This window comes from Rhodobium gokarnense, from assembly GCF_025961475.1.
Lineage (GTDB): Bacteria > Pseudomonadota > Alphaproteobacteria > Rhizobiales > Rhodobiaceae > Rhodobium > Rhodobium gokarnense.
In genome coordinates this window covers 401607-425918 of sequence record NZ_JAOQNS010000003.1, presented here as the reverse complement: position 1 = coordinate 425918, position 24312 = coordinate 401607, and the positions used below count along the sequence as shown (strand labels likewise).

23 protein-coding genes are annotated in these 24312 nt (G+C 66.0%); 7 read left to right on the top strand and 16 right to left on the bottom strand.

What is annotated here, in order from left to right:
- Nucleotides 1–351 precede the first annotated feature (351 nt).
- The 9 genes from M2319_RS07175 to M2319_RS07135 all read right to left on the bottom strand — a co-directional run bounded on the left by M2319_RS07175 (nt 352) and on the right by M2319_RS07135 (nt 11125).
- Entirely contained in the window at nt 352–1719 is a 1368-nt protein-coding gene (locus tag M2319_RS07175) for an adenylate/guanylate cyclase domain-containing protein (RefSeq protein ID WP_264600761.1), read from the bottom strand.
- 4 nt (nt 1720–1723) lie between these two features.
- The gene (locus M2319_RS07170) at nt 1724–4807 is read right to left on the bottom strand and encodes an efflux RND transporter permease subunit (RefSeq protein ID WP_264600760.1); all 3084 of its coding nucleotides are present in this window, start codon (nt 4805–4807) and stop codon (nt 1724–1726) included.
- 5 nt (nt 4808–4812) lie between these two features.
- Nucleotides 4813–5904, bottom strand: coding sequence for an efflux RND transporter periplasmic adaptor subunit (locus tag M2319_RS07165; protein ID WP_264600759.1), 1092 nt, complete (start codon nt 5902–5904; stop codon nt 4813–4815).
- Between the two features lie 86 nt (nt 5905–5990).
- A complete protein-coding gene (locus M2319_RS07160; RefSeq protein WP_264600758.1) occupies nt 5991–6464 on the bottom strand; it encodes a hydrogenase maturation protease in 474 nt (157 codons plus the stop codon).
- Between the two features lie 54 nt (nt 6465–6518).
- A complete protein-coding gene (locus M2319_RS07155; RefSeq protein ID WP_264600757.1) occupies nt 6519–7853 on the bottom strand; it encodes a Ni/Fe hydrogenase subunit alpha in 1335 nt (444 codons plus the stop codon).
- Nucleotides 7840–8619, bottom strand: coding sequence for an NADH-quinone oxidoreductase subunit B family protein (locus M2319_RS07150; RefSeq protein ID WP_264600756.1), 780 nt, complete (start codon nt 8617–8619; stop codon nt 7840–7842). Before M2319_RS07150 ends, M2319_RS07155 begins: the two co-directional genes overlap by 14 nt.
- A 1-nt stretch (nt 8620) precedes the next feature.
- On the bottom strand, nt 8621–9475 hold the full coding sequence (locus tag M2319_RS07145; RefSeq protein ID WP_264600755.1) for an FAD/NAD(P)-binding protein: 855 nt from the start codon (nt 9473–9475) through the stop codon (nt 8621–8623).
- A 20-nt stretch (nt 9476–9495) separates the two neighbouring features.
- Nucleotides 9496–9978 (bottom strand): cyclic nucleotide-binding domain-containing protein, encoded by a 483-nt coding sequence (locus tag M2319_RS07140; RefSeq protein ID WP_264600754.1) that lies wholly within the window; start codon nt 9976–9978, stop codon nt 9496–9498.
- On the bottom strand, nt 9971–11125 hold the full coding sequence (locus tag M2319_RS07135; RefSeq protein WP_264600753.1) for a 4Fe-4S dicluster domain-containing protein: 1155 nt from the start codon (nt 11123–11125) through the stop codon (nt 9971–9973). The genes M2319_RS07140 and M2319_RS07135 overlap by 8 nt, the downstream gene beginning before the upstream one ends.
- A gap of 310 nt (nt 11126–11435) precedes the next feature.
- Here M2319_RS07135 and ettA point away from each other — a divergent pair, with 310 nt between their 5' ends.
- Complete coding sequence (gene ettA, locus M2319_RS07130; RefSeq protein ID WP_264600752.1) at nt 11436–13088, top strand: energy-dependent translational throttle protein EttA; 1653 nt, start codon at nt 11436–11438, stop codon at nt 13086–13088.
- A 5-nt stretch (nt 13089–13093) separates the two neighbouring features.
- Nucleotides 13094–13885 carry a BglII/BstYI family type II restriction endonuclease gene (locus M2319_RS07125; RefSeq protein ID WP_264600751.1) on the top strand — a complete coding sequence of 264 codons (792 nt, stop codon included), beginning with the start codon at nt 13094–13096 and terminating at the stop codon, nt 13883–13885.
- Here the strand turns inward: M2319_RS07125 and M2319_RS07120 are convergent.
- Nucleotides 13846–14499 carry an MT-A70 family methyltransferase gene (locus M2319_RS07120; RefSeq protein ID WP_264600750.1) on the bottom strand — a complete coding sequence of 218 codons (654 nt, stop codon included), beginning with the start codon at nt 14497–14499 and terminating at the stop codon, nt 13846–13848. The genes M2319_RS07125 and M2319_RS07120 overlap by 40 nt on opposite strands.
- A 146-nt stretch (nt 14500–14645) precedes the next feature.
- Nucleotides 14646–15158: a tRNA (N6-threonylcarbamoyladenosine(37)-N6)-methyltransferase TrmO gene (gene tsaA / locus M2319_RS07115; RefSeq protein WP_264600749.1), complete on the bottom strand. Its 513-nt coding sequence runs from the start codon at nt 15156–15158 to the stop codon at nt 14646–14648.
- A 123-nt stretch (nt 15159–15281) separates the two neighbouring features.
- Here tsaA and M2319_RS07110 point away from each other — a divergent pair, with 123 nt between their 5' ends.
- A complete protein-coding gene (locus M2319_RS07110; protein WP_264600748.1) occupies nt 15282–15998 on the top strand; it encodes a B3/B4 domain-containing protein in 717 nt (238 codons plus the stop codon).
- Between the two features lie 4 nt (nt 15999–16002).
- Here M2319_RS07110 and M2319_RS07105 read toward each other — a convergent pair whose 3' ends face one another.
- On the bottom strand, nt 16003–16761 hold the full coding sequence (locus tag M2319_RS07105; RefSeq protein ID WP_264600747.1) for a thermonuclease family protein: 759 nt from the start codon (nt 16759–16761) through the stop codon (nt 16003–16005).
- Nucleotides 16762–16848: 87 nt separating this feature from the next.
- Nucleotides 16849–17487 (bottom strand): S24 family peptidase, encoded by a 639-nt coding sequence (locus M2319_RS07100; RefSeq protein ID WP_264600746.1) that lies wholly within the window; start codon nt 17485–17487, stop codon nt 16849–16851.
- 233 nt (nt 17488–17720) lie between these two features.
- On the opposite strand from M2319_RS07100, the gene M2319_RS07095 reads away from it, so the two are divergent.
- From M2319_RS07095 to arsC, 3 genes are read left to right on the top strand one after another with little or no spacing between them, the layout of a single operon-like run.
- Nucleotides 17721–18068 (top strand): DUF952 domain-containing protein, encoded by a 348-nt coding sequence (locus tag M2319_RS07095; RefSeq protein WP_264600745.1) that lies wholly within the window; start codon nt 17721–17723, stop codon nt 18066–18068.
- Nucleotides 18065–19147, top strand: coding sequence for a quinone-dependent dihydroorotate dehydrogenase (locus M2319_RS07090; protein ID WP_264600744.1), 1083 nt, complete (start codon nt 18065–18067; stop codon nt 19145–19147). Before M2319_RS07095 ends, M2319_RS07090 begins: the two co-directional genes overlap by 4 nt.
- A gap of 19 nt (nt 19148–19166) precedes the next feature.
- Entirely contained in the window at nt 19167–19511 is a 345-nt protein-coding gene (gene arsC, locus M2319_RS07085) for an arsenate reductase (glutaredoxin) (protein ID WP_264600743.1), read from the top strand.
- 6 nt (nt 19512–19517) lie between these two features.
- Here arsC and M2319_RS07080 read toward each other — a convergent pair whose 3' ends face one another.
- The 3 genes from M2319_RS07080 to M2319_RS07070 form a co-directional block, all read right to left on the bottom strand.
- On the bottom strand, nt 19518–20897 hold the full coding sequence (locus M2319_RS07080; protein ID WP_264600742.1) for an MATE family efflux transporter: 1380 nt from the start codon (nt 20895–20897) through the stop codon (nt 19518–19520).
- Between the two features lie 382 nt (nt 20898–21279).
- Nucleotides 21280–22434 (bottom strand): iron-containing alcohol dehydrogenase, encoded by a 1155-nt coding sequence (locus tag M2319_RS07075; protein WP_264600741.1) that lies wholly within the window; start codon nt 22432–22434, stop codon nt 21280–21282.
- A 495-nt stretch (nt 22435–22929) separates the two neighbouring features.
- Nucleotides 22930–23208, bottom strand: coding sequence for a DUF6460 domain-containing protein (locus M2319_RS07070; RefSeq protein WP_264600740.1), 279 nt, complete (start codon nt 23206–23208; stop codon nt 22930–22932).
- Nucleotides 23209–23492: 284 nt separating this feature from the next.
- Between M2319_RS07070 and M2319_RS07065 the strand changes: the two genes are divergently transcribed.
- Complete coding sequence (locus tag M2319_RS07065; protein WP_264600739.1) at nt 23493–24308, top strand: GGDEF domain-containing protein; 816 nt, start codon at nt 23493–23495, stop codon at nt 24306–24308.
- The last annotated feature ends 4 nt before the right edge of the window (nt 24309–24312 follow it).

Sequence of the window (24312 nt, the reverse complement as noted above, 5' to 3'; positions counted from 1 at the left end):
GGTTTTCCTTCCCGGCTCAAGGCTCAGGTAGGCCCGGCAATTCAGAAAAGCGACAGGTGGTACCGTCGCCGCACGGGGCTGGCGCGATGTGAGGCCGGTCGCGGGCCCTCTCCCGTCACCCCGGGCGCGGCGAAGCCTCGACCCGGGGTCCATTGCCCGTATCGGCACGGTAGCCCATTGCGCGTCCAGGCATGGCCGAGGAGCGCGCATTGGCCCCGTTCCGCCAACGGCCGGCATACCGTTCGGGAAGGGACAATAGGCCCCGGGTCAAGCCCGGGGTGACGGCTGAATTTTGGGCAGGCGCGGGTGTGCAATGGCGCTGGATCGGGAGACCTTTCCGGTGCCCGCGTGTCAGGATGGTATTTCCGGCACGTCTGCTGCAGTCTCCCGCTCGCCCTTGATCAGAAAGGTGCGCATCGGGCCGATGCCCTTGATGTTGATGTCGCCGCGCGGCTCGAAGTCGAAGACGTCGCGCGTTGCCTCGACGAATATCTCGGAGACCTGGATGCGGCCGGGCAGGCCCTGGCTTTCCATGCGCGAGGCGACGTTCACCGCATCGCCCCAGACGTCATAGGTGAAGCGGCGCTCGCCGATGACGCCGGCAATGGCCGGGCCGCAATGGATGCCCGCGCGCAGCGTCAGGCGGGCTTCGCCGAGCTGCGGCTGGTCGGCGATCGTCTCAAGGAGCGCCAGCGCCAGCCGGCCGAGATCGGCCGAGCCCTTGCGGCAGTCGCCGTCAAGCCCGCCGACGATCATGTAGGCATCGCCGATGGTCTTGATCTTTTCTGCTTCGAACCGGTCGATCAGGATGTCGAACTGCGTAAACAGACGGTCGAGATAGGAGACGACCTCCTCTGGGCCGAGATTGCGGGCGACGGGCGTGAAGCCGACGAGGTCGACGAAGAGCACGGTGACGTGGTCGTGCTTGTCGGCGATGGTGGCGCCCGGATCGGCCTTCAGCCGTTCGGCGATCCTCTCCGGCAGGATGTTGGTCAATAACGCCTCGGAGCGGGCGTGCTCGAACTGCAGGTTCTGCTCGGCCCGGCGCAGCGCCCACAGCACGTAGCCGATGAGGAGCGCATTTGTGACCATGGCGTTGAAGAAGCCCTGGGCGGAGAGGATGCGGTGGATCTGGTCGTCGAACGGCATCAGGGGGCCGGTCTCGGAGACCACCGTCAGCGAGATCATCAGCGAGGCCATGGCAATGACGAGGAAGGGCAGCCACCAGCGCCAGTTCTGGATGCCGAACAGGAACAGGATGGCGCCGGCCATGGTGAAATAGATGTGCAGGTCGGCCGAGAGCCCGACGGCCCAGACGACGAGGAAATGGGTCGTGCTCATGATGCCGACGAGGGTCGCCGCCGCAAAGTGCTCGCCATAGCGGTGGAAGCGGTGCGCCGCGAGGAAGATGGCGGCGATGGCGAGGTTGTAGACGTTGAGGAAGAACAGGCCCGAGGCGTCGTAGGCGAGGTTGACGACGGTGTGGTGGAGGGCGTCGGCGGCGGCGGCGAAGGTGGCGATGTTGACGAATTTTTGACGCCGCCGCACCTCCGGGTCGTCGGAGACGATGCCCGCCGAGATCAGCCGCCTGAGCCAGTCCGGCACGTGCTTGCGCAGGCGCGCTGCGGCGTCCGTCGGCCGCCGGAACATCTCGCGCCCCGGCAGCCAGCGCCGGGCGTCCGGTGTCTCGGCCTCGACCTCTGACGGCGCGCTGGACATGGTCCTATGCCGGGCTTTCGGTGGACGCGGCCTCATTCTCCCTGCGGGCGCTCTTGCTGTAGAACAGGCCGTAGAGGACGGGGACGACCCCGAGGGTCAGGACGGTGCCGAGGATCAGGCCGCCGGAGACGACGACGGCAAGGTCGTAGAACAGCACGTCGCGGGAGATGATGATCGGCAGCAGGCCGAGCACGGTCGTCACCGTGGTCATGACGATCGGCCTCAGCCGCTTGGTCGAGGCGGTAAGGATGGCCTCGTTGACGGTGAGGCCGTCGCTTCGTTCGATGTCGATGCGGTCGATCAGCACGATGGCGTTGTTGATGATGATGCCGGCGAGCGACAACAGCCCGAGAATGGCGACGAAGGAAAGGTTGGCGCCGGGCATGACGAGGAGCGCGACCGTCACCCCGGTGATCGTCAGCGGGATGACGGCGAGGATGATCACCGGCCGGATGAAGCTGTTGAACTGGCCGACGAGCACGATGAGGATCAGCGCGAAGGCGAGCGGCATGTTGGCGAACAGGGACTGCCGCGCCTCGCCGGAACTCTCGATCTCGCCACCCTTTTCGATGCGATAGCCGTCCGGCAGGCCGAGGTCCGGCAGCTTTTCCGACACTTCGGCGTCGAGGGCGGTCGCCGATTTCGTCAGGTTCTTGCCGGAGACGGTGATGACCCGCTCCATGTTGCGCCGCTTGATGACGGAGAAGTCGGCAAAGCCGGTGAGGTTGGCGACCTGGATCAGGGCCACGGGTTTTTCATCGGAGACGGCGATGTTGAGGGTGCGCAGCCGGTCGACGTTTGTGCGCACGTCCTCCTCGGACCGGAGGTAGATCGGGATCACCGTGTCGCCCTCGCGGTAGTCGGTGATCTGGGTGCCGGACAGAAGCGCGTTGAGGGCGTTGGCGATCGATTCCGACGTCACCCCGGCGCGGCGGGCGCGGTTCTGGTCGATCTCGACCACCACCTTCATGATCCGGTTTTCCCAGTCGTTCTTGATGTCGACCGTGCCGTTGATGGAGCGCATGTCGCGCTCCAGCTTTTCGGCCGCCGCATAGAGCGTGCCGGCGTCCGGGCCGCCGATGCGGTATTCGACGAGGCCCGCCTCGCTCGATCCCATGGACATCGGCTTCACGCTCACCCTTGCCTGAGGCAGGTTGCCGGCCGCGTAGTCGACGATGTGGTCGCGGACCGTCTTGACGGCCTCGGCGGAGGCGACGTTGACGATGAGGAAGGCGCGGTGGGGGTCGGGATCGATCGGATTGAGGCCGAGATAGAAGCGCGGGCCGCCGCTTGCCACATAGGCGATGTTGGAGACGATGTCCGGGTTCTCGTCCTTGTCGGAGAGCCAGGTGGCGAGCTTCATCGTCGTTGCCGTCGTGCCGTAGGTGTTGGAGCCGACCGGAAGGTCGACATAGACCTGAAGCTGCAGGCGGTCGGATTCGGGAAAGAAGATCTTCGGCACGAACTGCATGCCCCAGACGGCGACGACGAGGAGCGCGACGGTCGCCGCCAGGAACGGAAGCCGGAAACTGAGGAGCAGGCCGAGCGCCCTGCGGTAGGTGCGGTAGAAGCGGGTGTCGAAGGCGGCGTCCTCGTCGACCGGCTTCGGCGTCTTCAGGCCCCAGACGCAGAACAGCGGCGTGATGGTCATGGCAAAGACCCACGAGGTCAAAAGCGCGATGGCGATGACCAGCGACAGCGAGCGCATGTATTCGCCCGCCGCGTTCTCCGACAGCATCAGCGGCATGAAGGCGAAGATGGTGGTCAGGCTGGAGGCCAGCAGCGGCAGCGCCATGGTCCGGCCGGTGTCGATGGCGGCGCGGGTGCGGTCCTCGCCGAGCGACATTCGCCGGCCGATCTCCTCGGCCATGACGATGCCGTTATCGACGAGGAGGCCGAGGGCGATGATCAGCGAGGCCAGCGACATGCGCTCAAGCTCGATGCCGACCTGGCGCATGACGAGGAGCGTCATCAGCATGGTCAGCGGCACCATGGAGCCGACGATGAGGCCCGTGCGCCAGCCGAGGAAGAGGACGACGACGATGAGGACGATGGCGACGGTCTGGTAGAGATTGCTGACGACGCCGTCGACGGCGGTGCGGATTTCCTTCGGCTGGAAGGTGATGAAGCTGAGCTGGTAGCCGATCGGCAGCGTGTTCTCCAGCTCCGTGACCTTGGCCTTCAGTTCGTCGCCGAATGTGAAGGAATCGAACTTTTCGACCATCTGCACGGACAGGACCACCGCCGGCCTGCCATTGAAGAAGGCGGGGGCCTCGGGCGGATCGGCATAGTCCCGGGTGATCGTCGCGATGTCGCGCAGATAGACCAGCCGGCCGGGATCGTTCGGGATCTCGATCGGGACGTCGCGGATGTCCTCGATGCTGTCGAAATTGCCGGTCGGCTCCACGACCACGCTGTTGTCGCCGACCTGCAACCGCCCGCCCGGCGAGATCACGTTGGTCTTCGACACCGTCTGCATGACGTCGCGGATGCTGATGCCGAGCTGGGCGACGTGGATGTTGTTGATCTCGATGAAGATGCGCTCCGGCTCCACGCCGAAGAGCTCGACCTTGCGGACGCCGTTGACGGTGTAGAGCCTGTTGCGCAGGTCGCGGGCCGTCTGGCGCATCTCGGCACGGCTGAAGCCGTCGGCGGTGAGCGCGACGGTGGCCATCGCCACCTCGCCATAGGTGTCGTTGACGAACGGCCCGGAGGTGCCTTCCGGCAGCTCCGACTTGACGTCGTTCATCTTGTTGCGCAGGTCCTGCCAGATCGGGCCGAGATCGGTGTAGCGGTCGTGGAGGGTGATGGTGACGGTGCTGGCGCCGGTGCGCGAGGACGACTTGATCTCGTCGACCTCGGGCATTTCGCGGATCTTCTCCTCCAGCTTCTGGGTAATCAGATCCTCCACCCGGGGCGGCGCCATGCCGGGGAAATTCGCCGTCACCAGCGCCGTGCGGATGGTGATCTCCGGGTCCTCGCGGGACGGGTGGGTGATGAACGAGGCCGGGCCGGCAAGGACGATGAAGATCACCAGCAGCAGGAACAGCATGCTGTTGTCGAGCGCCCATCTGGTCAGGAACCCCATCGGGACTACTCCGCTTCGGGCGTTTCGAGGAGCTTGACCTCCATGCCGTCGTGCAGGAACGAGGTTCCCGCGACGGCAATGACGTCGCCCTTTTCAAGGCCGCCGGAGACGACGAGGAAATTGTCCCGGATGTTGACGATCTGGATCGGGCGTTCGCGGACGACGCCGGCCGCCCTGTCATAGACATAGACGACGCCCTTGCGCTTGTCGCCGCGGGCGACGACGGCCGGCAGCGGCACCAGGAACGCCTCCCCGGTCTCCGCCGTGCGGAAGGAGAAGGTGACCTCCGCGGTCATGCCGGCGCGGATCTCCGGGTCGTCCTCGGCCAGGGCGGCGATGACGGGGAATGCGTTGCTCTGGCCGGCGCGCGAGCCGATCTGGGTGATGGTGCCGGCAACCGTCCTGCCGGGCAGGGTCGGGAAGGTGACGGAGACCGTGTCGCCGGTGGCGATGCGGCCGATGATGCCGGCCGGCACGTTGGCCTGGACCTCGCGCTCGCCGCCGGCGCTCAACTGCACGATCTTCTGGCCGCTCGAGACCTCGGTGAACCGCTCGACGTATTTTTCGGAAATGCGACCGTCGAAGGGGGCGGTGAGGGTGGCGTTGTTGAGGTCGCGCTCGGCCTTGGCGCGCTGGGCCTTCAGGCGGTCGACGACGGCCTCGGCGCTGGACAGGTTCGCCTGTGCCGTGTCGTAGGCGCTCTTGGTGGTATAGCCCTTGGCAAAGAGGGCGTCCTGCTGTTCGAACTTGGCCTTGGCGTCGGTGAGCTTGGACTGTGCCTCGGTGAGTTCGCCGACGGCGGATTTGAGGGCCAGCTCCAGCGGCGTCGGGTCGATCCGGGCGACCGTGTCGCCGGTCGCAACGGCCTGGCCGATATCGACGGGAAGCTCGGTCACCCGGCCGCCGATCTCGAAGGAAAGGTCGGTGACCGTGGCCGCCTCGACGACGCCGGCGATCTTCCTCTGCTGCTCGCCGACGCGATCGGAGACCACCATCGACTTGATGGCGCGAACCGGCGGCGGCGGAGCTTCCGTCTTTTCCTCGCAGGCCGCCAGCAACGGCAATGCAAGCACAACCAAAAGCCGTGCGTGACGCATGACATCCTCCCCCGGATCCGGCATTTCCTACAAGGCCGGTCTTTTCCGAACAGCGAAAGCGTATAAGCCGGACGGCTGAAATCAACTTATTTGTCGAGGGGGGTGGGGCTGGGGGTGCTTGAAGTTGCAGCCTGGGCGCTTTCCGCGATCCTCTCCACGACCCGCTCGACCGTGTCGGCGACGTCCGGCGAGAGGCCTTTGCCGAGGGTGAAGTCGGCGCCGGTGATGGCGTAGATGGTGAAGCGTTCCGGCAGGTCGCCGAGGACGCGGGAGGTCTCTACCGCTTCGGCGAGGCCGAAGGCGTGGCTGGAATAGTGGAAGCGGCCGGAGGCGAGTTCTTCTTTTTTGGCGTCGATGACGTGGAGGGTGCCGGGGGGGCCGCCGCCGTCGGCGGCGTCGATGACGACGACATGGCCGCGGCCTTCCCAGGTATGGATCAGCCGCGCGCCCTCGCCGTCGAGGACGATGGCCTCAAGCCCGAGTTCGGCGAGTCGTTCGGCGGCGACCGGACCTGCCGCATCGTCGCCGCGCATCGGATGGCCGACGCCGATGATCAGCATGTCCCAGTCCCTGCCTGATCCGTCCCTGTCGTCAGTCGTCGACTTTCCCTGCCGTCAGCCGCGGTCAATGCGCAGCTTCAGGAAGTGGGTGGCGCAGGAGATGCAGGGATCGTAGTTGCGGATCGTCTGCTCGCAGCGCCATTTCAGCGCCTCGTCGTCAAGGTCGAGGTTGCCCTGCACGACGCCGCGCAGGTCGTCCTCGATCTGCGGCTGGTTCTGGGCCGTGGGCGGCACGATGGTGGCGTTGAGGATGCGGCCGGCATCGTTGAGGCTGTAGTGGTGCCAGCAGATGCCGCGCGGCGCCTCGGTGACGCCCGCGCCGGCGCCCGCTCCGGCATGGATGTCGACCGGCACGGAGGGCGCGGCCGGCTCCTCGTATTCGCGGACGATCGCAAGGGCTTCCTCGCAGACGTAAAGCGTCTCGACCATGCGCACCAGGATGCTCTGGTAGGGGTTCCTGACGACGCGCGGCAGCCCGACCTTTTCCGCCATCTCCTTGGCGTAGGGGGAGAGCTGCTCGTAGTTGTTGTTGTAGCGGGCGATCGGGCCGACCAGGTAAGGCTCGCCCTCGCGCGTGCGCCCGTGCAGGGCGTTGGAGTGCTCGACATGCTCCTCGTAGAAGTGTTTCGGGAAGTCGGCGACGCGGATGTCGAGCCCGCGACTGGAGACGAGGTTGCCTTCCTGGATCGCGTATTCGTCCGGGTGGCGCATGGAGACGCACAGATAGTCCTGCTCGAAATCCGGATAGTCGAAGCCGGCGAAGGCCTCAAGCAGTTCGACCGAGGCGCCGATGGCCCATTCCAGCTCGCCTTCAAGCGCCTTGACGTCGGCCTTGCGCGGCGTGCGGTAAAAGCCGCCGACCTTGAGGTTGACCGGATGGACGGCGCGGCCGCCGACCACTTCCAGGATGGTGTTGCCGAGCTTCTTCAGGCGAAGCGCCGTCTTGACGAGGTCCGGATTGACCTTGGCGATCAGGAACGCATCGGCAAGGCCCAAGAAATCCGGCGCGTGCAGCATCGCCGAATGGAGCACGTGGCTCTCGATCCACTCGCCGCAATAGATCAGCCGGCGGAGCCGCTTGATCTGGGCGGGCGGGACGATGTCGAAGGCGTCCTCCATGGCGTTGATGGCGCCGAGCATATAGGCGATCGGGCAGATGCCGCAGATGCGGGCGGTGACGTCGGGGGCGTCGGAATACATGCGGCCGCGCAGGAGTGCCTCGAAGAAGCGCGGCGGCTCGACGATGCGGAACTTGATGTTGGTGATGACGCCGTCCTCGACCTTGACGTCGAGGGCGCCTTCGCCTTCCACGCGGGCCAGCTCGTCGACGACGATGGTGCGGTTCTGGGCCTGGATGCCTTCCGGCAGGGTCTGATCAGTGCTCGTCATGGCGAAGCGCCTCCCTGCGGAACGGTTCCGCGCCTGCGTTGAAGGTCCTGAACATGTCGGCCGTCGCCCGGTGGCCGACGCCGAAATCTTCCGAAATGCGTTTGCCGAGGCTGCGCGTGTTGGCCTCCTCCTTGGGGCCGAAGCAGCCGTAGCAGCCGCGGTCGCAACTGGTGCAGAGGCTCCCGCAGCCGGCCTGGGTCACCGGGCCGAGGCACGGCGTGCCGTGGGCGACCATGACGCAGACGATGCCGGAGCGCTTGCATTCCACGCATTGGGAATAGTTCGGCACGTTCGGCCGGCGCCCGGCAAGGCTGGCGGCGACCACCTCCAGGAGTTGGTGCTTGTTGACCGGGCAGCCGCGCAGCTCGAAATCCACATGGATGCGGCTGCTGATCGGCGTCGAGGTCTTCAGCGCATCGATATATTCGGGATGGGCGTAGACGTTGCGCACGATCTCGTCGTAGTCGCCGATATTGCGCAGGGCCTGGAAGCCGCCGGAGGTGGCGCAGGCGCCGATGCTGATGACCGTCTTCGACTGGCGCCGGATTTCGGCAATGCGCACCGAATCGGCCGGCGTCGTGATCGAGCCCTCGACCAGCGAGATGTCGTAGGGCCCCTCAGGCGGGGTGCGGGTCGCCTCCAGGAAATAGGCGATCTCCACGGCGCCGGCGACGGCCAGGAGTTCGTCCTCGCAGTCGAGCAGGCTGAGCTGGCATCCGTCGCAGGAGGAGAACTTCCAGACCGCCAGTCTCGGTTTGTCCGCCATGTCAGGCCTCCCGGGTGGTGAAGAGTTCGGAGATGGTGTCGTAGGCAAAGACCGGCCCGTCACGGCACACGAAGGTACCGCCGAACTGGCAGTGGCCGCAGAAGCCCAGCGCGCAATGCATGTTGCGCTCCATGGAGACGTAGACATTCTTGGTGTCGACGCCACGGTCGGCGAGCGCCTGGACCGCGTAGCGCATCATGATCTCGGGGCCGCAGACGAAGGCCGCCGTCTCCTCCGGGTCGAACACGGCATTGTCGATGAGCTGGGTGACGACGCCGACGCGGCCCGGCCAGCCGGCCTCGGCCCGGTCGACGATGACGTCGAGATGGAGGTCGAAGCGGCCGCGCCATTCGTGGAGCTGTTCCTCGAACAGGAGGTCGTTCGGGGTGCGGGCGCCGTAGAGGATGACGACGTTGCCGAACTGGCCGCGATTGGCCAGCACCGAATAGATCGCCGGGCGCAGGGGGGCGAGGCCGAGGCCGCCGCCGACGATGACCACGTCGCTGCCCTTGATGTTGTTGACCGGCCAGCCGACGCCATAGGGCCCGCGCACGCCGATGCTGTCGCCTTCCTTCAGCTTGGCGAAGGCCTGGGAGACCTTGCCGACGACGCGGATGGTGTGGACGAGCTGCATCGGATCGGAGGTGTCGCCGGAGATCGAGATCGGGATCTCGCCGACGCCGAAGGCGTAGAGCATGTTGAACTGGCCCGGCTCGAACTCGAACGGCATGCCGTTTGGCGCGCGCAGATCGAGCGTGACCGTGTCGGGAAGCTCTTTCTTGATGCCGACCACCTCATAGGTCAGCGGCAGCATCGGATCCTCGACCGGCTTGGCGGTTCCGGGATGGACGTTCATGGGCGACCTCCCCTCAGGGTCTAGTCCGCGGCGTTGACCGTCGGTGCGTACATGTCGGCAAGGCGGATGCGGGTGCCGCGCAGGCGCTGCGACATCACCGTGACGAAGCGGCGGAGCATCTCGTAGCCGACCGCGCAGTCGGTCTCCATCTTGGTGCGCAGGCAGGTGGCGTCGAAGGCGAGCGCGCGCACGAGCGTCACGCACTGGGCGTCGAACGACCAGCGGTAGGGCGCGACGATCCACGACCAGCCGAGCACCTCGTTGGTGGTCAGGGATTCGATGACCAGCGGCCGGCGGCCGGGGACATGGAGCTGCACGGCGACCGAGCCGTGGCGGATGATGTAGAAGGTGTCGGCCGCCTGGCCCTCGCGGTAGATGTAGTCGCCGGCGTTGAAGCGCACGTTCTTGGCGCAGCCGGCGAGCAGCTCCAGGGTGTCGGGGGGGAGGCCGTCGAAAAAGCCGACCTCGCCGATGATCGATGCCATGTCGCGTTGATCAACCATGAAGCGCCTCCGTTTTCTCGCTGTCGCGAATGGTCCGGGTTTCTTCCACGATGTCGATGGCGACCGGACACCAGGTGATGCAGCGGCCGCAGCCGACGCAGCCGGACTGGCCGAACTGCTCGTGCCAGAACGACAGCTTGTGGGTGATCCACTGGCGGTAGCGCGACCAGGCTTCCTGGCGGATGGCGCCGCCGTGGATGAAACTGTGATTGACCGAGAAGCAGGTGTCCCATTGGCGCCAGCGTTCCGCGCTGTCCGGGTCGAGCCCTGTGACGTCCTCCATGGCCGCACAGAAGCAGGTCGGGCAGACCATGGTGCAACTGCCGCAGCCGAGGCACCGCTTGCCGACTTCGACCCAATGGCTGTGCTTCATGTTGCGGGCGAGCACCTCGCGGGCGTCCTCCGGCATCACCCTTGTCTGCATCTCCGCGGCGCGCCGGCTGTTGGCGTCGGCCTTTTCCAGGTCCGCCTTCTTGGCCTTCTTCAGGTCGAGCTTTTCAAGGATGGCGGCGCCCGCTTCGCTGCCGGAGCGGACGAGCAGCACATGGTGGCCGTCCTCGAAGATCTCGCTGAGGCGGATGTCGTAGCCGGCTTCCGGCGCCGGGCCCGTGCCCATGGAATCGCAGAAGCAGGTGGAGGCCGACCGCGAGCAGTCAACGGAGACGATGAAGGCCTTGGCGCGGCGGGCGTTGTAGGTCGGATCGGCGAATTCGCCATTGTCGAAGACCCGGTCCTGGACGGCGATCGCCGCGACCTCGCAGGCCCTGGCGCCGAAGAAGGCATAGGCCTTGGCCGGCGCACCGTCGCGGCCGACGGCGAAGCCGTCCGGCGTGCGTTTGGCGCTCCACAGCTTCTCGCGCGGCGGGAACAGGTAGCGCTTGAAGCCCTGCGGGCCGACCACATAGTCGAACAGCTTGCGATCGTCGCGGGCAATCAGCCGGTAGCGCCCGCCGTCCTGCTCGTCGGTCCAGCCGGCCGGCGGCGTCTCGCCGGCCTCATAGGGCTCGTAGAGCATGGCCTGGGCGATGACCTTGGGGCCAATCACCTCATAGCCGTCCTCGATAAGGGCGCGAATCAAAGCCTCCGTCCCTTCCGGTTTCATGACATGCACGTCATTCCGGCGGGACAGGTCCGACAGCTCGCTCATCTCCTACTCCACCAATTGTCTTTGCGCGGGGGGGCGCGCGAGGAAGGAAGACGAATACGGTCGTTCGAAGGGGCGCAATCGGTACCGGGAGCGGCGTTTCCGCGAGGGTCTTTTTCTGCAACCCCTTAATACAAAGTCTAAACCGTTTCGCCTTCTATGGAAATGACGTATCCGAATTTTGGAACGTGTCCGGCCTTTGCCCGCGGCGCCCGGGACGTGCAAAAAACCTCTGCCCCCGATTGCCGGGCGGACAATGTTTCTCTACAAGAACGCAGATTTTCCAACAGGTTTCGGAGCGAGCGACGCGATCATGGCGCGGCAATTCATCTATCATATGCAGGGTCTGTCGAAGACCTATTCCGGCGGCAAGAAGGTTCTCGACAATATCAATTTGTCTTTCTATCCCGACGCCAAGATCGGCGTGCTCGGCATCAACGGTTCGGGCAAGTCGACGCTGCTTCGAATCATGGCCGGGCTCGACACCGAGTTCACCGGCGAGGCCTGGGTGGCGGACGGTGCGACGGTTGGCTATTTGCCGCAGGAGCCGCAACTGGATGCGGACAAGGACGTCATCGGCAACGTCATGGAGGGGGTCGCGGAGAAGAAGGCGATCCTCGACCGCTACAACGAGCTGATGATGAACTACTCCGACGAGACGGCGGCCGAGGGCGCGGAACTGCAGGACGTCATCGATTCCCAGAACCTGTGGGACCTCGATTCCCAGGTCGAGATGGCGATGGATGCGCTGTGCTGTCCGCCGAACGATGCGAAGATCGAAAGCCTTTCCGGCGGCGAGCGGCGCCGTGTGGCGCTGTGCAAGCTGCTGCTTGCCGAACCAGACCTGCTGCTCCTCGACGAGCCGACCAACCATCTGGACGCGGAGACCGTCGCCTGGCTGGAGCGGCACCTTCGCGAATACAAGGGCTCGGTGCTGATCGTCACCCACGACCGCTACTTCCTCGACAACGTCACCGGCTGGATCCTGGAGCTCGATCGCGGCCGCGGCATTCCCTATGAGGGCAACTACTCGATCTATCTGGACAAGAAGGCCAAGCGCTACTCTCAGGAGCAGCGCGAGGACGCGGCGCGCCAGCGCACCATCGACCGGGAGCGCGAGTGGATCGCGGCCAGCCCGAAGGCGCGGCAGGCGAAGTCCAAGGCCCGCATCCGCGCCTATGACGAACTGGTGCAGCGCAACGAGGCCCGGGTGCCGGGCGCGGCGCAGATCGTCATTCCGCCGGGGCCGCGGCTCGGCGACAACGTCGTCTCGGTCCAGGGCGTCTCGAAGGGCTATGGCGACCGGCTGCTGATCGACGATCTCTCCTTCGAACTGCCGCCCGGCGGCATCGTCGGCGTCATCGGCCCGAACGGCGCCGGCAAGACGACCCTCTTCCGCATGATCACCGGCCAGGAAACCCCGGACAGCGGCGAAATCGCCCTCGGCGAGACGGTGAAGCTCGGCTATGTGGACCAGTCGCGCGACGACCTTTCGGCGGGCAAGACGGTCTGGGAGGAGATCTCCGGCGGCAACGACGTGCTCCTGCTCGGCAAGCGCGAGGTCAATTCCCGGGCCTATTGCTCGTCCTTCAACTTCAAGGGCGGCGACCAGCAGCAGAAGGTCGGCTCGCTCTCCGGCGGCCAGCGCAACCGGGTGCACCTGGCGAAGCTCCTGAAGGAAGGCTCCAACGTGCTGCTGCTCGACGAGCCGACCAACGACCTCGACACCGAAACCCTTGCGGCCCTTGAAGACGCGCTGGAGGACTATGCCGGCTGCGCCGTCATCATCTCGCATGACCGCATGTTCCTCGACCGCCTCGCGACGCACATCCTCGCCTTCGAGGGCGACAGCCATGTGGAGTGGTTCGAGGGCAACTTCGAGGACTACGAGGCCGACAAGGTCCGCCGCCTCGGCGCCGACGCCGCCAACCCGCACCGCATGAAATACAAGCCGCTGACGCGGTAGGGACGATGTTCGAAAGGCTGAGGGACCGAAACTTCGACATCCTGGCGCTGCACCACGCCGAGGCAATCGTCTCCCAGGACATGGCGGCAGCGGAGCGGGATATCGAGGACGTTCTTCTCGGCCTTTCGATCCCGATCCTTGAACTCGTTGCCGGTGGCGGCGGCGAGGCGCACGGGACCCAGCGCATCCGCCGCGCGCTGGCGGACCGTGGCTGGAAGAAGCGCAACATCAGCGTGCGCAAGCTCGTGCAGTGGGGCGAGGACTCCGAGGAAAAAGAGGTCGCCTCGCTGTCGCACGAGATCGATCACGTCAAGGCGTTCGGCGAGGCCCAATCGGTCTTTGCGCTCGAGATCGAATGGAACAACAAGGATCCGTTCTTCGATCGTGACCTGGAGAATTTCAAGCGGCTGCACGCCGAAGGGGCCGTTTCCGTCGGCGGCATCATTACCCGCGGGACATCGATGCACGAGAACATCCGCACGCTGCTGCGCCGGTTTGCGGACGATTGCGACGTCGACGACATCGCGGCGCTCGATGCCTATGGCTACACGCCGACAAGCCGACAACGCTCGATGATCGAGGCCCGGGCGGAGCGCATGGGCGATTTCCGGCAGGCCTGGGTCGATGTCTTTGCCAGCGACAAATACGGCGAGGCGACGACGCACTGGGCGAAACTGCAGGACCGTGTCCTGCGCGGGGTCGGCAATCCCTGTCCGCTGGTGTTGATCGGCATTCCGAGCGACGTCGTGACCTTCGACTACTCCGCGGCGTCGACAGACCCGGATGCGGAATTGTAGGCGTAGGTCTTCCAGGTCGGCTTGTATTCGTCAGTCGCCTGGTTGCCCCAATAGGTCCAGCCGGGACGGGTGCCGCGGGCGAAGAGTTCCAGATACGGTCCGTTCGAACAGCTTTCGATGATCTCATACTGCTCGTCGGGCTTGCGCGAGTGCTCGCGCTTGCGCGAGGCGACATAGTTGACCTGCCGGCGGCCGGGCGCCTCGGTCCTGGCGTTCTTGCCGCGCACGCCGAACAGCAGGAGCTCCGTGACGTTGCGGAAATAAAAGCCGACGCCGCGCCCGTCCGAGCCGCCGTCCTTGCGCACCTTGTGCCAGACGATGTTGGACTTGTACTCGAACCCCCATGCGGACAGGACGCGCAGGCCGTCCGGAAGGAGCGCGTTCGGGACCCAGAGATAGAGATGGGCCGGCTGCTCGACGATGTCGGCCACCGGCAGGGCGCAGATTTCGTCGGTGGTCATGGTGTCGTAGCGCGACAGCCGGCGATGCTCGGGCGCGACCTTGCCTGTGCGGTTGGTGAACCGCCAGGGCGGATCGGCCAGCACGGTGCGGAATCGCTTGCCGCCGAGGGATTTTGAAAAGCCGAGGATCGTGTCGATCGATTGCTCTTTCATCTGGCTTTCCATGCTCAACGGAGATACCGCACGATTAGAACAAAAAGCGAACCTACGCGCAAGGGCTCGCCGATTCGTTAACGGACATTTTGCATGACCGTTACGCGGTTCGCCATGCTGCGATCCGGGTGACCTCGTTCTTTGCCCTACTTCTTGTCCATCCACCCCACTTTGGCGTCGGGGCGGGAGTCGATGCCGGAGAAATAGGGCTTGATGTCGAGGAGGGGGGTGCCGTCGAGGCAGTCGAGGCCGCGCACCGCGATGCGGCCCTCGGAAAGGTCCATGCCGACGACCTCGGCGACGGCGAGCGCGATCGGGTTCGGCCGCACGGGCGAGCGGAGCGCAAAGACGCCCTTGGGGCCGTTGGAGTGGTTCGGGCACTGGACGATGAGGTCGCGGCGCGACTGGTGCATCCAGTAGACGACGTGGAGATGGGTCGTGTTGTCGAGGCCGGTAAGGCCCTCGCGATAGGCCTTGTCGAACTCCAGCGTTGCGATGGCGCCGCGCTCCAAAGCCTCGCGGGTGTTGCGCGGGCAGTCGGACCGCTCGTCCCAGGGCGTGCGGATGCGGCCGATGAAGACGAGGCCGGCGTCGGTGGCGCGCTCGGCGGGGTCGAAGTCAAGGGCGATTTCGCCCGGACGGGCGTCGGTGGTGCTCATCGGCGGGGTCCTTTTTGGCTGGCGGCGCGACGATATCGCGAACGCCTCACGAATGCAGCCCGCCTTTGCGACGCATTTGGGAGACGGTGGCATGGCGCGCGCGGATCGGCTATCAGCGGGGCCATGAAGCTCGACATCACCGACATCATTTCCGATTTCCCGGCCTTTCGGGTAGCCGTCCTCATCGCCAACGATCTTCAGATCAAGGCGGAGCGGCCGCCGGAGCTGGATGCTGTCATCGCGGAGCGCATGGCCGCGTGCCGGGAGCGCTGGGGCGACACGGCGCTTGCCGAAATCCCCGGCATTGCCGTCTGGCGACGGGCCTACCGCGCCTTCGGCATCAAGCAGACCAGCTACCGCTCCTCGGTCGAGCGGCTGGTCAAGAACGTCCTTGCCGGGCGCGACCTCGTTACCATCAACGGCTTCGTCGATGCCTACAACGCCATCTCGCTCTCCCATGTCTTTCCGGCCGGGGCGGACGATCTGGACAAGGTCGCGGGCGACATCGCCTTTCGCCATTCCCGCCCCGACGACAGTTTCCGGGACATGGCGCCTGCCGGCGTCGACGGGGTGACCGAGGCGCCGCCGAAGCCCGGCGAGGTGGTCTATGCGGATGCCGAGAAGGTGCTGTGCCGGCGCTGGAACTGGCGCCAGGACGCGCGCTCGCTGGTGACGCCCGAAAGCCGCCGCGCGGTGCTGACCATCCAGTCGCTCGGCGAAGGTGACCTCGAAGCGGCGGTCGCTGACGCGGCCGATCTCATCGAGCGGTTTTCCGGGGCGACCGTCTCCGTCACCTATGCCGACGCAGATGCGCCGCAGGTGGACCTCGCCGGCACTTAACCCGTCAGCGCCACAGCCCGCGCTTTGCCGCCTTCGCCGCGTCGCGGGCCTTGACGAGTTGCGGATTGTCGACCGTCGGTTTCGCCCAGCCGCGTCCGACCAGCCAGGTGGCGATGTCGAGCGGGCCGACCTTGCAGGCAGTGGTGATCGTCGCGCCGTCGTCGGCCGCCGGCGGGGCGCACTCGATGGCGCGGATGCGGATGAGGCGCCGCAGCGCCGTGCGTGCAATCAGGCCGCAGGGCCACTCCTTGCCGTTCGCGTCCGTGCACATCCGGTTCAGCTCCGGCGTCTCCACATCGGCGATCTTTATGGTCACGTCGCCGGCATCGATGGTGCCGGCATCGCTGACGACGACCCGGAAGAAGCGCTTCGGGCGCTTCGGCTTCAGCGGGGGAGGCGGGCCGGGCAACCGCAGGGTCGGACCGACCGCCACGGGCCCCTGCGTCATCTCCTTCGGCGTGACGTTGCGCGCCGGCGGCAGCTCGACCATCCGGCCTTGAGGCTGCGACGCGGCAGGCGATGGGGATGTATCGCTGTGAGTGGGTGCGGGTGCGATGTTCTGTTCGACCGAGGCGTCGTCCGAAGGCCCGGGCGCCGCCGCATCGTCCTCGGGAGCGTCTGCCTTGGCTGCCGGTGCCGGCTCCGTCACGGCGGTGACCTCGACTGCATCCGGCGTCTCTTCCGTCGGCAGGTCGAGGCCGGCGAGCAGCCAGAACAGGGCGACCGCGCCGATCGCCACAATCAGATATCCGAGAAATCGCACGTGCCGTCCGCTCTCCGCCGCCCTCGCTCCCCGGCGTCCATCATCGGTCGTCGCCGGCCGGCGGACAAGGGCGAAGTGATGTGGGCGCTACTGGCTCGCCCAGACGATGCGGGCGATCCAGGCGACCTCGTTGAGCCTCAGCACCTGGGGCGCGGCGCCGGCATCGAGGGCGTGGAGTTCCACCGTGCGCAGGGTCTTCCGGTGCAGGATGCGGGCGAGCACCTCGCCGTCCCGCGTGCGGACGACGACCCGGTCGCCGCGGCGCACGGTGTCGGTCGGCGAGACGATGACGACGTCGCCGTCGCGGTAGAGCGGCAGCATGGCATCGCCGGAGACCTCCAGCGCGTAGACGGCGTTTTCCGGCATGTTCGGGAAGGCGACCTCGTCCCAGCCATGGCCGGTGGGACGGCCGCCATCGTCGAAGAAGCCGCCATGGCTGGCCTCCGACATGCCGAGCAGCGGCACCGTGCGGGCGAGCGGCAGGCGGTCGGCGTCGGCGGGCTCCATCAGGGAGATCAGGCAGTCGAGGCTGTCGCCGGTCGCCTCCAGGATCTTGGCAAGCGATTCCGTCGACGGCCAGCGTTCGCGGCCGTCGCGGGCGATCCTCTTGGACTTGTTGAAGGTGGTCGGATCGAGGCCGGCAAGCTTGGCGAGCCCGGAGGTGGAAAGCCCGTTGCGGGCTGCCAGCCGGTCGATCGCGGACCAGATCCCCTGATGCGACAGCATTGTTATCCCCTCCGCCGGCGCTGCAACGCGCGGCCGCTGCGGGACAGGAAAAAAAACCTCGAAATCTGCACTTATCCCTAGAGGTCGGTGCTGTCCAGCAGAATTCAAGGGTGTTTTATCCCCGGTGGATTGGCCGATCGCGGCGCTTGTCGGCCCTGGCGGAGAGGGCTAGGGTCCGGTCGCGACAGGCCGCCCTGCAAAGAAAACCGCCCGGGCAAGGGCGCGGAGACGACATGCCCTCCATCATCTACAAGATTTGCGACAGACCGCTCTGGGCCGCCGCCGAGGCGGCTGGAACGTTCACCGGCGCGCCGGTCGACCATGCCGACGGCTACATCCATTTCTCAACCGCCGACCAGGTGGCGGAAACGGCTGAAAAGCACTTTTCCGGTGCCGACGACCTCTTGCTGATCGCCATCGACGGCGACGCGCTCGGCGATGCCCTGCGCTATGAGCCCTCGCGCGGCGGGGCGCTGTTCCCCCATCTCTACGGCACGCTGCCGATGTCGGCGGTCATGTGGGTGCAACCGCTGGAGCGCGACGCCGACGGCCGGTTCGTCTTTCCGGAGCTGATGCCGTGAGTGACCTCTATTCCCTGTTCCGGCCGGCGCTCTTCAAGCTCGATCCGGAGGTCGCCCATAACCTTGCCATCAAGGCGCTCGCCTCCGGCCTGATGCCGTCGTGCCGGGGCGATGCCGATCCCCGCCTGAAGGTGAAACTCTTCGACCTGGAATTTCCCAATCCGCTCGGCATGGCGGCCGGCTTCGACAAGAACGCCGTGGTGCCCGATGCGCTGCTCGCCCAGGGTTTCGGCCATGTGGAGGTCGGCACGGTGACGCCGAAGCCGCAGCCGGGCAATCCGAAGCCGCGACTGTTTCGCATCCCGTCTGAGCGGGCCGTCGTCAACCGCTTCGGCTTCAACAATGAGGGCCATCGGGCAATGCGCGCCCGGCTCCTCGACCGCAAGCGGCGCGGCGGCATCGTCGCCGTCAATATCGGGGCCAACAAGGAGTCCGAGGACCGCACCGCGGACTACGTCAAAGGCATCGATGCCTTCGCCGATCTCGCTTCTTTTTTCACGGTCAACGTTTCCTCGCCGAACACGCCGGGGCTCCGGGATCTGCAGGCGCGGGCCGCCCTCGACGATCTGCTGGGGAAGGTGCTGGCGGCACGGGACGCCAAGACCGATGCGGTCGGGCGGAAGGTTCCGGTCTTTCTCAAAATCGCGCCGGACCTCGACGATGCCGGCTTTGAGGACATCGTCGCCTCGGTGACGGGCTCTGCCGTCGACGGCGTCATTATTTCCAACACGACCCTGTCGCGCGACGGCGTGAGCGGACCTGCGGCAAAGGAGGCGGGCGGGGTTTCCGGCCGACCGCTGTTCGAGCGGTCGACACGACTTCTTGCCCGCATGCGCTGCGCCGTCGGGCCAGAGCTGCCGCTGATCGGTGTCGGCGGCGTGGAATCGGGGCCGACCGCGCTTGCCAAGATCCTTGCCGGCGCCACTCTGGTGCAGGTCTATACCGGCTATATCTATGAGGGCCTCGGGCTGCCCGGCCGCATCCTCAAGCACCTGTCCGCCGAACTCGACCGGCGCAATGTGGCTTCGGTCGCCGACCTGGTTGGGCTTGAAGCCAAGTCCCGCGCCGATGGTGCCTGAGGCAAACTTGGAGAAAACGATGACCGTTACCATCTGGCACAATCCGCGCTGCTCCAAGTCGCGTGAGGCGCTGCAGCTTCTGCGCGACAACGGGGTGGAGCCGGAGATCGTGGAATATCTGAAGACGCCCCCGTCTGAAGCCGAGATCAAGGCGGTGCTCGACAAGCTCGGGATCGACGCCCGCGCGCTGATGCGCACCAAGGAAAAAAGCTACAAGGAGCTCGGTCTTGCCGGCGTTACCGACGACGACAAGCTCGTTGCGGCGATGGCGGAAAACCCGGTGCTGATCGAACGGCCCGTGGTGCTGAAGGGTGAAAAGGCCGCGCTCGGCCGGCCGCCGGAGGATGTCCTGAAAATCCTCTGAGGTTTGCTACGCGCCGCGCAGCGTCTGCGGCGCCACGGTGCCAAATGTCTCGTCGGCCTTGGAGCGACAGCGCCAGGAAAGCGTGATGCCGCGAAGGGCCAGAAAGACGAGGAGCGCCAGCCACAGGCCGTGGACGCCCCACACCGGCATCGCCACCCACCAGACCGCAAAGAAGGCGACCAGCGACAGGAGCATCATGTTGCGCATGTCGCCGGACCAGGTCGAGCCGATGAAGACGCCGTCCATCTGGAACGCCAGCACCGCCATCACCGGGGTCAGCGCCGCCCAGGGCAGGTAGACGCGGGCGAGCGCGCGGACCTCTTCATTGGTGGTCATGGCATCGATGATCGTCGGGCCGGCGGCAAAATAGATCGCGGTCAGGCCGAGCGACAGCGCTCCGCCCCAGATCAGGGTCAGACGGATGGTGGCATCGAAGGCCGGGCGATAGCGCGCGCCGACGGCGCGCCCGGCAAGCTGTTCGGCGGCGGCCGCGAAGCCGTCGAGGAAATAGCCGCCGAGGATGAAGAGGTTCATCAGGACCGCGTTGGTGGCGAGCACGATGTCGCCGCTGCGCGCGCTTTCCCTGGTAAAGAAGCCGAAGGCGATGAGGAGCGCGAAGGAGCGCACCATGATGTCGCCGTTGATGCCGGTCATGCGGCGAAACTTCTCTGCGTTGAAGACGATGCGCCAGGCCGGCCAGCGCCGGCCGTGGGCGACGCGCATGACGACCGCAAGGCCGGCAAAGAAGGTCGCCGTCTCGGCGATCAGCGAGGCGGTCGCAACGCCCTCGATGCTCCAGTCGAGGAGGAGCACGAAGAAGAGGTTGAGGCCGACATTGAGGCCGTTGAGGAGGACCTGCAGGACGAGCGCGACATGGGCGCGGCCGAGCCCGAGGAGCCAGCCGAGCATGGCGTAGTTGGCGAGCACGAAGGGCGTCGCGAAGATGCGGATGTCGATGTAGCGGCGCGCGGCCGCGGCGACCTCCGCGCTGGGACTCATGACCGCGATACCGAGATCGGCGACCGGGTCCCGCAGCACGATGATGACGATGCCGAGGCCGAGGGCGATGACGAGGAAGCGCAGGAACACCGCCCGCTCCTCGACGACGTCGCCGGCGCCGAGCGCCTGGGCGGTCAGGCCCGTGGTGCCGTTCCTCAGGAAATTGAAGATGGAGAAGATGAAGTCGAAGACGACGGCGCCGATGGCGATGCCGCCCATCAGGGCGGCAATGCCGAGCCGGCCGATCACCGCGGTGTCGACCAGTCCGACCAGCGGCGTCGACAGATAGGCGAGCGTCATCGGCAGGGCGATGGCGACGACGCCGCGGTTGGTGACGTCGAACCGGCGTGTGGCAAGGACTTGAGGGCCGTGGGAACCGGGCTGCATGGTGTTGGGCCTTTAGAGCATTTCATGCGACTACGGAATCGCCCGAAATGCTCTAGCTTGTTGTTTTGATGCGTATTCTTATCCGAAAACCGGTTTCCACTTTTCGGGAATACGCTCCAGGTGCGGAAACGCCGCCACGGCAGGGACCGCTCCGGCAGCCGGCGCACTCTATCCAGCCTTCCATTCAAAATGAAGCATGATTGAAGGCGCGGTCGGCCATGCCGCGACAAAGGCAATGCGGCCGGGGGAATGCCCCCCGGCCGCACCCTCTCCCCCGAGGGCGTTTCGCGCGCCCATGGAATGGTGCGAAACGCCCTAGCGCATGGTGTCGGTGCGTCTGTTGTCCGGACCTCCTGTCCGGCAAGGCGCCCCGGAAGCTGCGTTACATCGCGGCCTCATAAATGGCGATGGTGTCCTCGACGGTGACCGGGCGCGGGTTGGTGCCCTTGCAGACGTCTTCCATGGCGTTGGCGGCCATCAGCGGAATATCTTCCTTTTTGACGCCGAGCTTGGCGAGGCCGTCCGGGATGCCGACGCTGACCGACAGAGCGGAAATCGCATCGAGCGCGGCGGCCGAGGCCTCGTCGACGCTGAGACCTGCGGTGTCGATGCCGAGGGCGCCGGCCATCTTCGCCAGCTTTTCCTTCACGGCCGGGGCGTTGAAGCGCTCCACATGGGGCAGCAGCACCGCGTTGCAGACGCCGTGCGGCAGGTCGTACTGGCCGCCGAGCTGGTGGGCCATGGAGTGGACGTAGCCGAGGCCCGCATTGTTGAACGACATGCCGGCAATGAAGGACGCCCAGGCCATGCCCGAACGGGCCTCCATGTCGGTGCCGTCGTCGACCGCGCGCTTCAGGTATTTGGCGATCAGGCTGATCGCCTCATAGGCGAGCGTGTCGGAGAGTTCGAAGGCGCCCGTCGACAGATACGCCTCGACGGCGTGGGTCAGGGCGTCCATGCCGGTCGCGGCGGTCAGGTCGGCGGGCTTCTTGACCATCAGCTCCGGGTCGGAGACGGCGAGGGTCGCGAGGCAGTTCTTGTCGACCATGACCATCTTGATGTGCCGGGTCTCGTCGGTGATGACGTAGTTGATGGTCACTTCCGAGGCGGTGCCGGCGGTGGTGTTGAAGGCGATGATGTGCGGCGTGCGCAGCTTCGATTTGTGGATGCCCTCATAGTCGCGGATGTCGCCGCCATTGGCGACGAGGATGCCGATCGCCTTGGCGGCATCCTGGGGCGAGCCGCCGCCGAGCGAGACGATGAAGTCGCAGCCCTCGGCCTTGTAGAGTGCGGTGCCGTCCTCCACGCATTTGCAGGTCGGGTTCGGCATCACCTTGTCGAAGACGGCGTGCGCGATGCCATTGGCGTCGAGCATGTCGGTGATCTTCCTGACGAGGCCGAGGCGGGCGAGCGGCTCGTCGCTGACGACGAGGGCCTTCTTCAGGCCGAGGCCGACGATCTCCGGGCCGGCATCGGCAGTAACGCCGGGGCCGAGGAGGCTCATCGCCGGCATGATGAAGGTGCGTTTCTGCAACATGGGATGTGTCCTTTCCTGCGCTGCGCCAGGCCGCGCGGAGCCGGACCGGAGGAGGACCCGGGCGGTGCGCGGTGCGGCCGTTCTGCCGACGGACGGGCGGTTCCGGTCCCGGCCGGTCGGGACGATCGCCTTTGCGGCAGGCGATCCGTGCCAAGGCGGTTGCGGCGGCGGAGCCGTCTCCGTGCCGTCTTTGGTCTCAGAGAGGATAGACTGGTCGGGCAGGGCAGACGGGAGGAAAGCCGCAGGTCCCGATCGGTTCTTGCCTTGTCAAAATTTAGGTCCGGGATGCAACTGCTTGCAAGGCTGCTTTGCAGGCATTGTGACGCATCGTAGAAATACGTCCCGAGCAAGGTAAAGGGAGCTTTGTCGAAAACAAGGTTATTGTTTCCGGATGAAAACCGGAAGTTATGTTAGCATATTCTGTTTTTAAATTGTTTGAATTCGGCGGAACGTGTCGGGTGAACACTGTGCGGTTGCACCAGCGTCGCCGGCGTCTCACCGCGGGTCGCGCCCCATGTTGAGAAGCCGGATGACGAACCAGATCGGGACGACGACGGCGGCGCCGAGCAGGAAATAGCCGACGATGTGCTCGATCGTGTCGAAGCCCATCTGGTAGATGCGGTGGACGAGGTTGCGCAGGCCGTCGAAAATATCGAGCGGGTGGATGTTGAAGGCCGACAGCACCAGCCCGACGAGCAGCGACATCAGGACGAGACGCAGGATCACCCGGCCGGGCGAGCCGCCGAGGAAACGGGTGAGGGTGTCGTTGGTCATGGGCGGTCCGGGCTCCCGGCAAGGCTGTTCGTCGTTCCAGGGGCGGCGGCGGGCGATGCGGTAACCGGCCCTGCCGCGCCGACCTTAGATAGGAACCGCAGGACGGCTGCGCCAGACGGCGGCTCCTGTCTTAGCGATTCTGTTAACCCAGAATTAGCCGCCCGGTAAAATTCCAGGGCTCGTTAGGGAAAAACACTCACGTTTATGCACAACCTGCAGGGTATGCCATGCTACGGAAAACGGGCAGGGTGAAAAATTAACGCGGTTCAACAAGTACGGATTCCATGGACTACGATTCCTCCAGGGAAATGCGTCTCTTCACGCTGCGCGTGACGGTTCTGTCCGTCGTCGTGTCGGTGCTGTTGACCGTCGGAATTCTGACCATGATCGAGGTCGGGCTGAGGGAGTTCTCCCTCGCCGTCGCCCTCGGTGTTCCCGCCCTGGTTGCTCCCGTCGTCGCCTATCAGGTGGCCAAGTCCTACCATGAACTGGCCCAGGCGCAGCGCCAGTTGCGCCGCGCGGCGGACAGCGACGCCCTGACGGGCCTGTGGAACCGGGGCGCCTTCGCCCGGCTGGCAAGCGCCCTCCTCGGCGCCGATCCCCAGGCGCTGCGGCCGCTGTGTCTGCTGTTCGTCGACGCCGATCACTTCAAACGCCTCAACGACAGCCTCGGGCATCTTGCCGGCGACGAGGCGCTGGTGGTGCTCGCCGATGTCCTGCGCAGCCAGTGCCGGACCAGCGATCTGGTGGCGCGCATGGGCGGCGAGGAATTCGCCGTGCTCCTTCGGGACGCCGACGAGGAGGTCGGAAGGGCGACGGCGGAGCGCATCCGCAAGGCGGTGTTCGCCCGCACCGTGACCAGCCGCAATCGCACGGTCAATCTCAGCGTTTCCATCGGCGTTGCCGCCCAGCAGGCCGGCGACGACCTGGAAAGCCTGCTGGCCGCGGCCGACCACGCCCTCTACGAGGCCAAGGGCGCCGGGCGCAACTGCGTCGTCACCCGCTCCGACGTGCGCCGCACCCGCCGGCCCGTCACCGGCATCGGCGCTGCCATCCCCACCTTGCCGCTCGACGCCGCCGGAATGTTCCCCTACCACTGAGCGG

Coding starts and splice junctions, on each gene's coding strand:
- M2319_RS07120 (WP_264600750.1), bottom strand. CDS start 14,499: ATGAAAGAGCAATCGATCGACACGATCCTCGGCTTTTCAAAATCCCTC.
- arsC (WP_264600743.1), top strand. CDS start 19,167: ATGACCGTTACCATCTGGCACAATCCGCGCTGCTCCAAGTCGCGTGAG.
- M2319_RS07110 (WP_264600748.1), top strand. CDS start 15,282: ATGAAGCTCGACATCACCGACATCATTTCCGATTTCCCGGCCTTTCGG.
- M2319_RS07150 (WP_264600756.1), bottom strand. CDS start 8,619: ATGGCGGACAAACCGAGACTGGCGGTCTGGAAGTTCTCCTCCTGCGAC.
- M2319_RS07145 (WP_264600755.1), bottom strand. CDS start 9,475: ATGAACGTCCATCCCGGAACCGCCAAGCCGGTCGAGGATCCGATGCTG.
- tsaA (WP_264600749.1), bottom strand. CDS start 15,158: ATGAGCACCACCGACGCCCGTCCGGGCGAAATCGCCCTTGACTTCGAC.
- M2319_RS07065 (WP_264600739.1), top strand. CDS start 23,493: ATGGACTACGATTCCTCCAGGGAAATGCGTCTCTTCACGCTGCGCGTG.
- M2319_RS07175 (WP_264600761.1), bottom strand. CDS start 1,719: ATGTCCAGCGCGCCGTCAGAGGTCGAGGCCGAGACACCGGACGCCCGG.
- M2319_RS07140 (WP_264600754.1), bottom strand. CDS start 9,978: ATGGTTGATCAACGCGACATGGCATCGATCATCGGCGAGGTCGGCTTT.
- M2319_RS07170 (WP_264600760.1), bottom strand. CDS start 4,807: ATGGGGTTCCTGACCAGATGGGCGCTCGACAACAGCATGCTGTTCCTG.
- M2319_RS07080 (WP_264600742.1), bottom strand. CDS start 20,897: ATGCAGCCCGGTTCCCACGGCCCTCAAGTCCTTGCCACACGCCGGTTC.
- M2319_RS07070 (WP_264600740.1), bottom strand. CDS start 23,208: ATGACCAACGACACCCTCACCCGTTTCCTCGGCGGCTCGCCCGGCCGG.
- M2319_RS07125 (WP_264600751.1), top strand. CDS start 13,094: ATGTTCGAAAGGCTGAGGGACCGAAACTTCGACATCCTGGCGCTGCAC.
- ettA (WP_264600752.1), top strand. CDS start 11,436: ATGGCGCGGCAATTCATCTATCATATGCAGGGTCTGTCGAAGACCTAT.
- M2319_RS07160 (WP_264600758.1), bottom strand. CDS start 6,464: ATGCTGATCATCGGCGTCGGCCATCCGATGCGCGGCGACGATGCGGCA.
- M2319_RS07135 (WP_264600753.1), bottom strand. CDS start 11,125: ATGAGCGAGCTGTCGGACCTGTCCCGCCGGAATGACGTGCATGTCATG.
- M2319_RS07155 (WP_264600757.1), bottom strand. CDS start 7,853: ATGACGAGCACTGATCAGACCCTGCCGGAAGGCATCCAGGCCCAGAAC.
- M2319_RS07075 (WP_264600741.1), bottom strand. CDS start 22,434: ATGTTGCAGAAACGCACCTTCATCATGCCGGCGATGAGCCTCCTCGGC.
- M2319_RS07095 (WP_264600745.1), top strand. CDS start 17,721: ATGCCCTCCATCATCTACAAGATTTGCGACAGACCGCTCTGGGCCGCC.
- M2319_RS07100 (WP_264600746.1), bottom strand. CDS start 17,487: ATGCTGTCGCATCAGGGGATCTGGTCCGCGATCGACCGGCTGGCAGCC.
- M2319_RS07165 (WP_264600759.1), bottom strand. CDS start 5,904: ATGCGTCACGCACGGCTTTTGGTTGTGCTTGCATTGCCGTTGCTGGCG.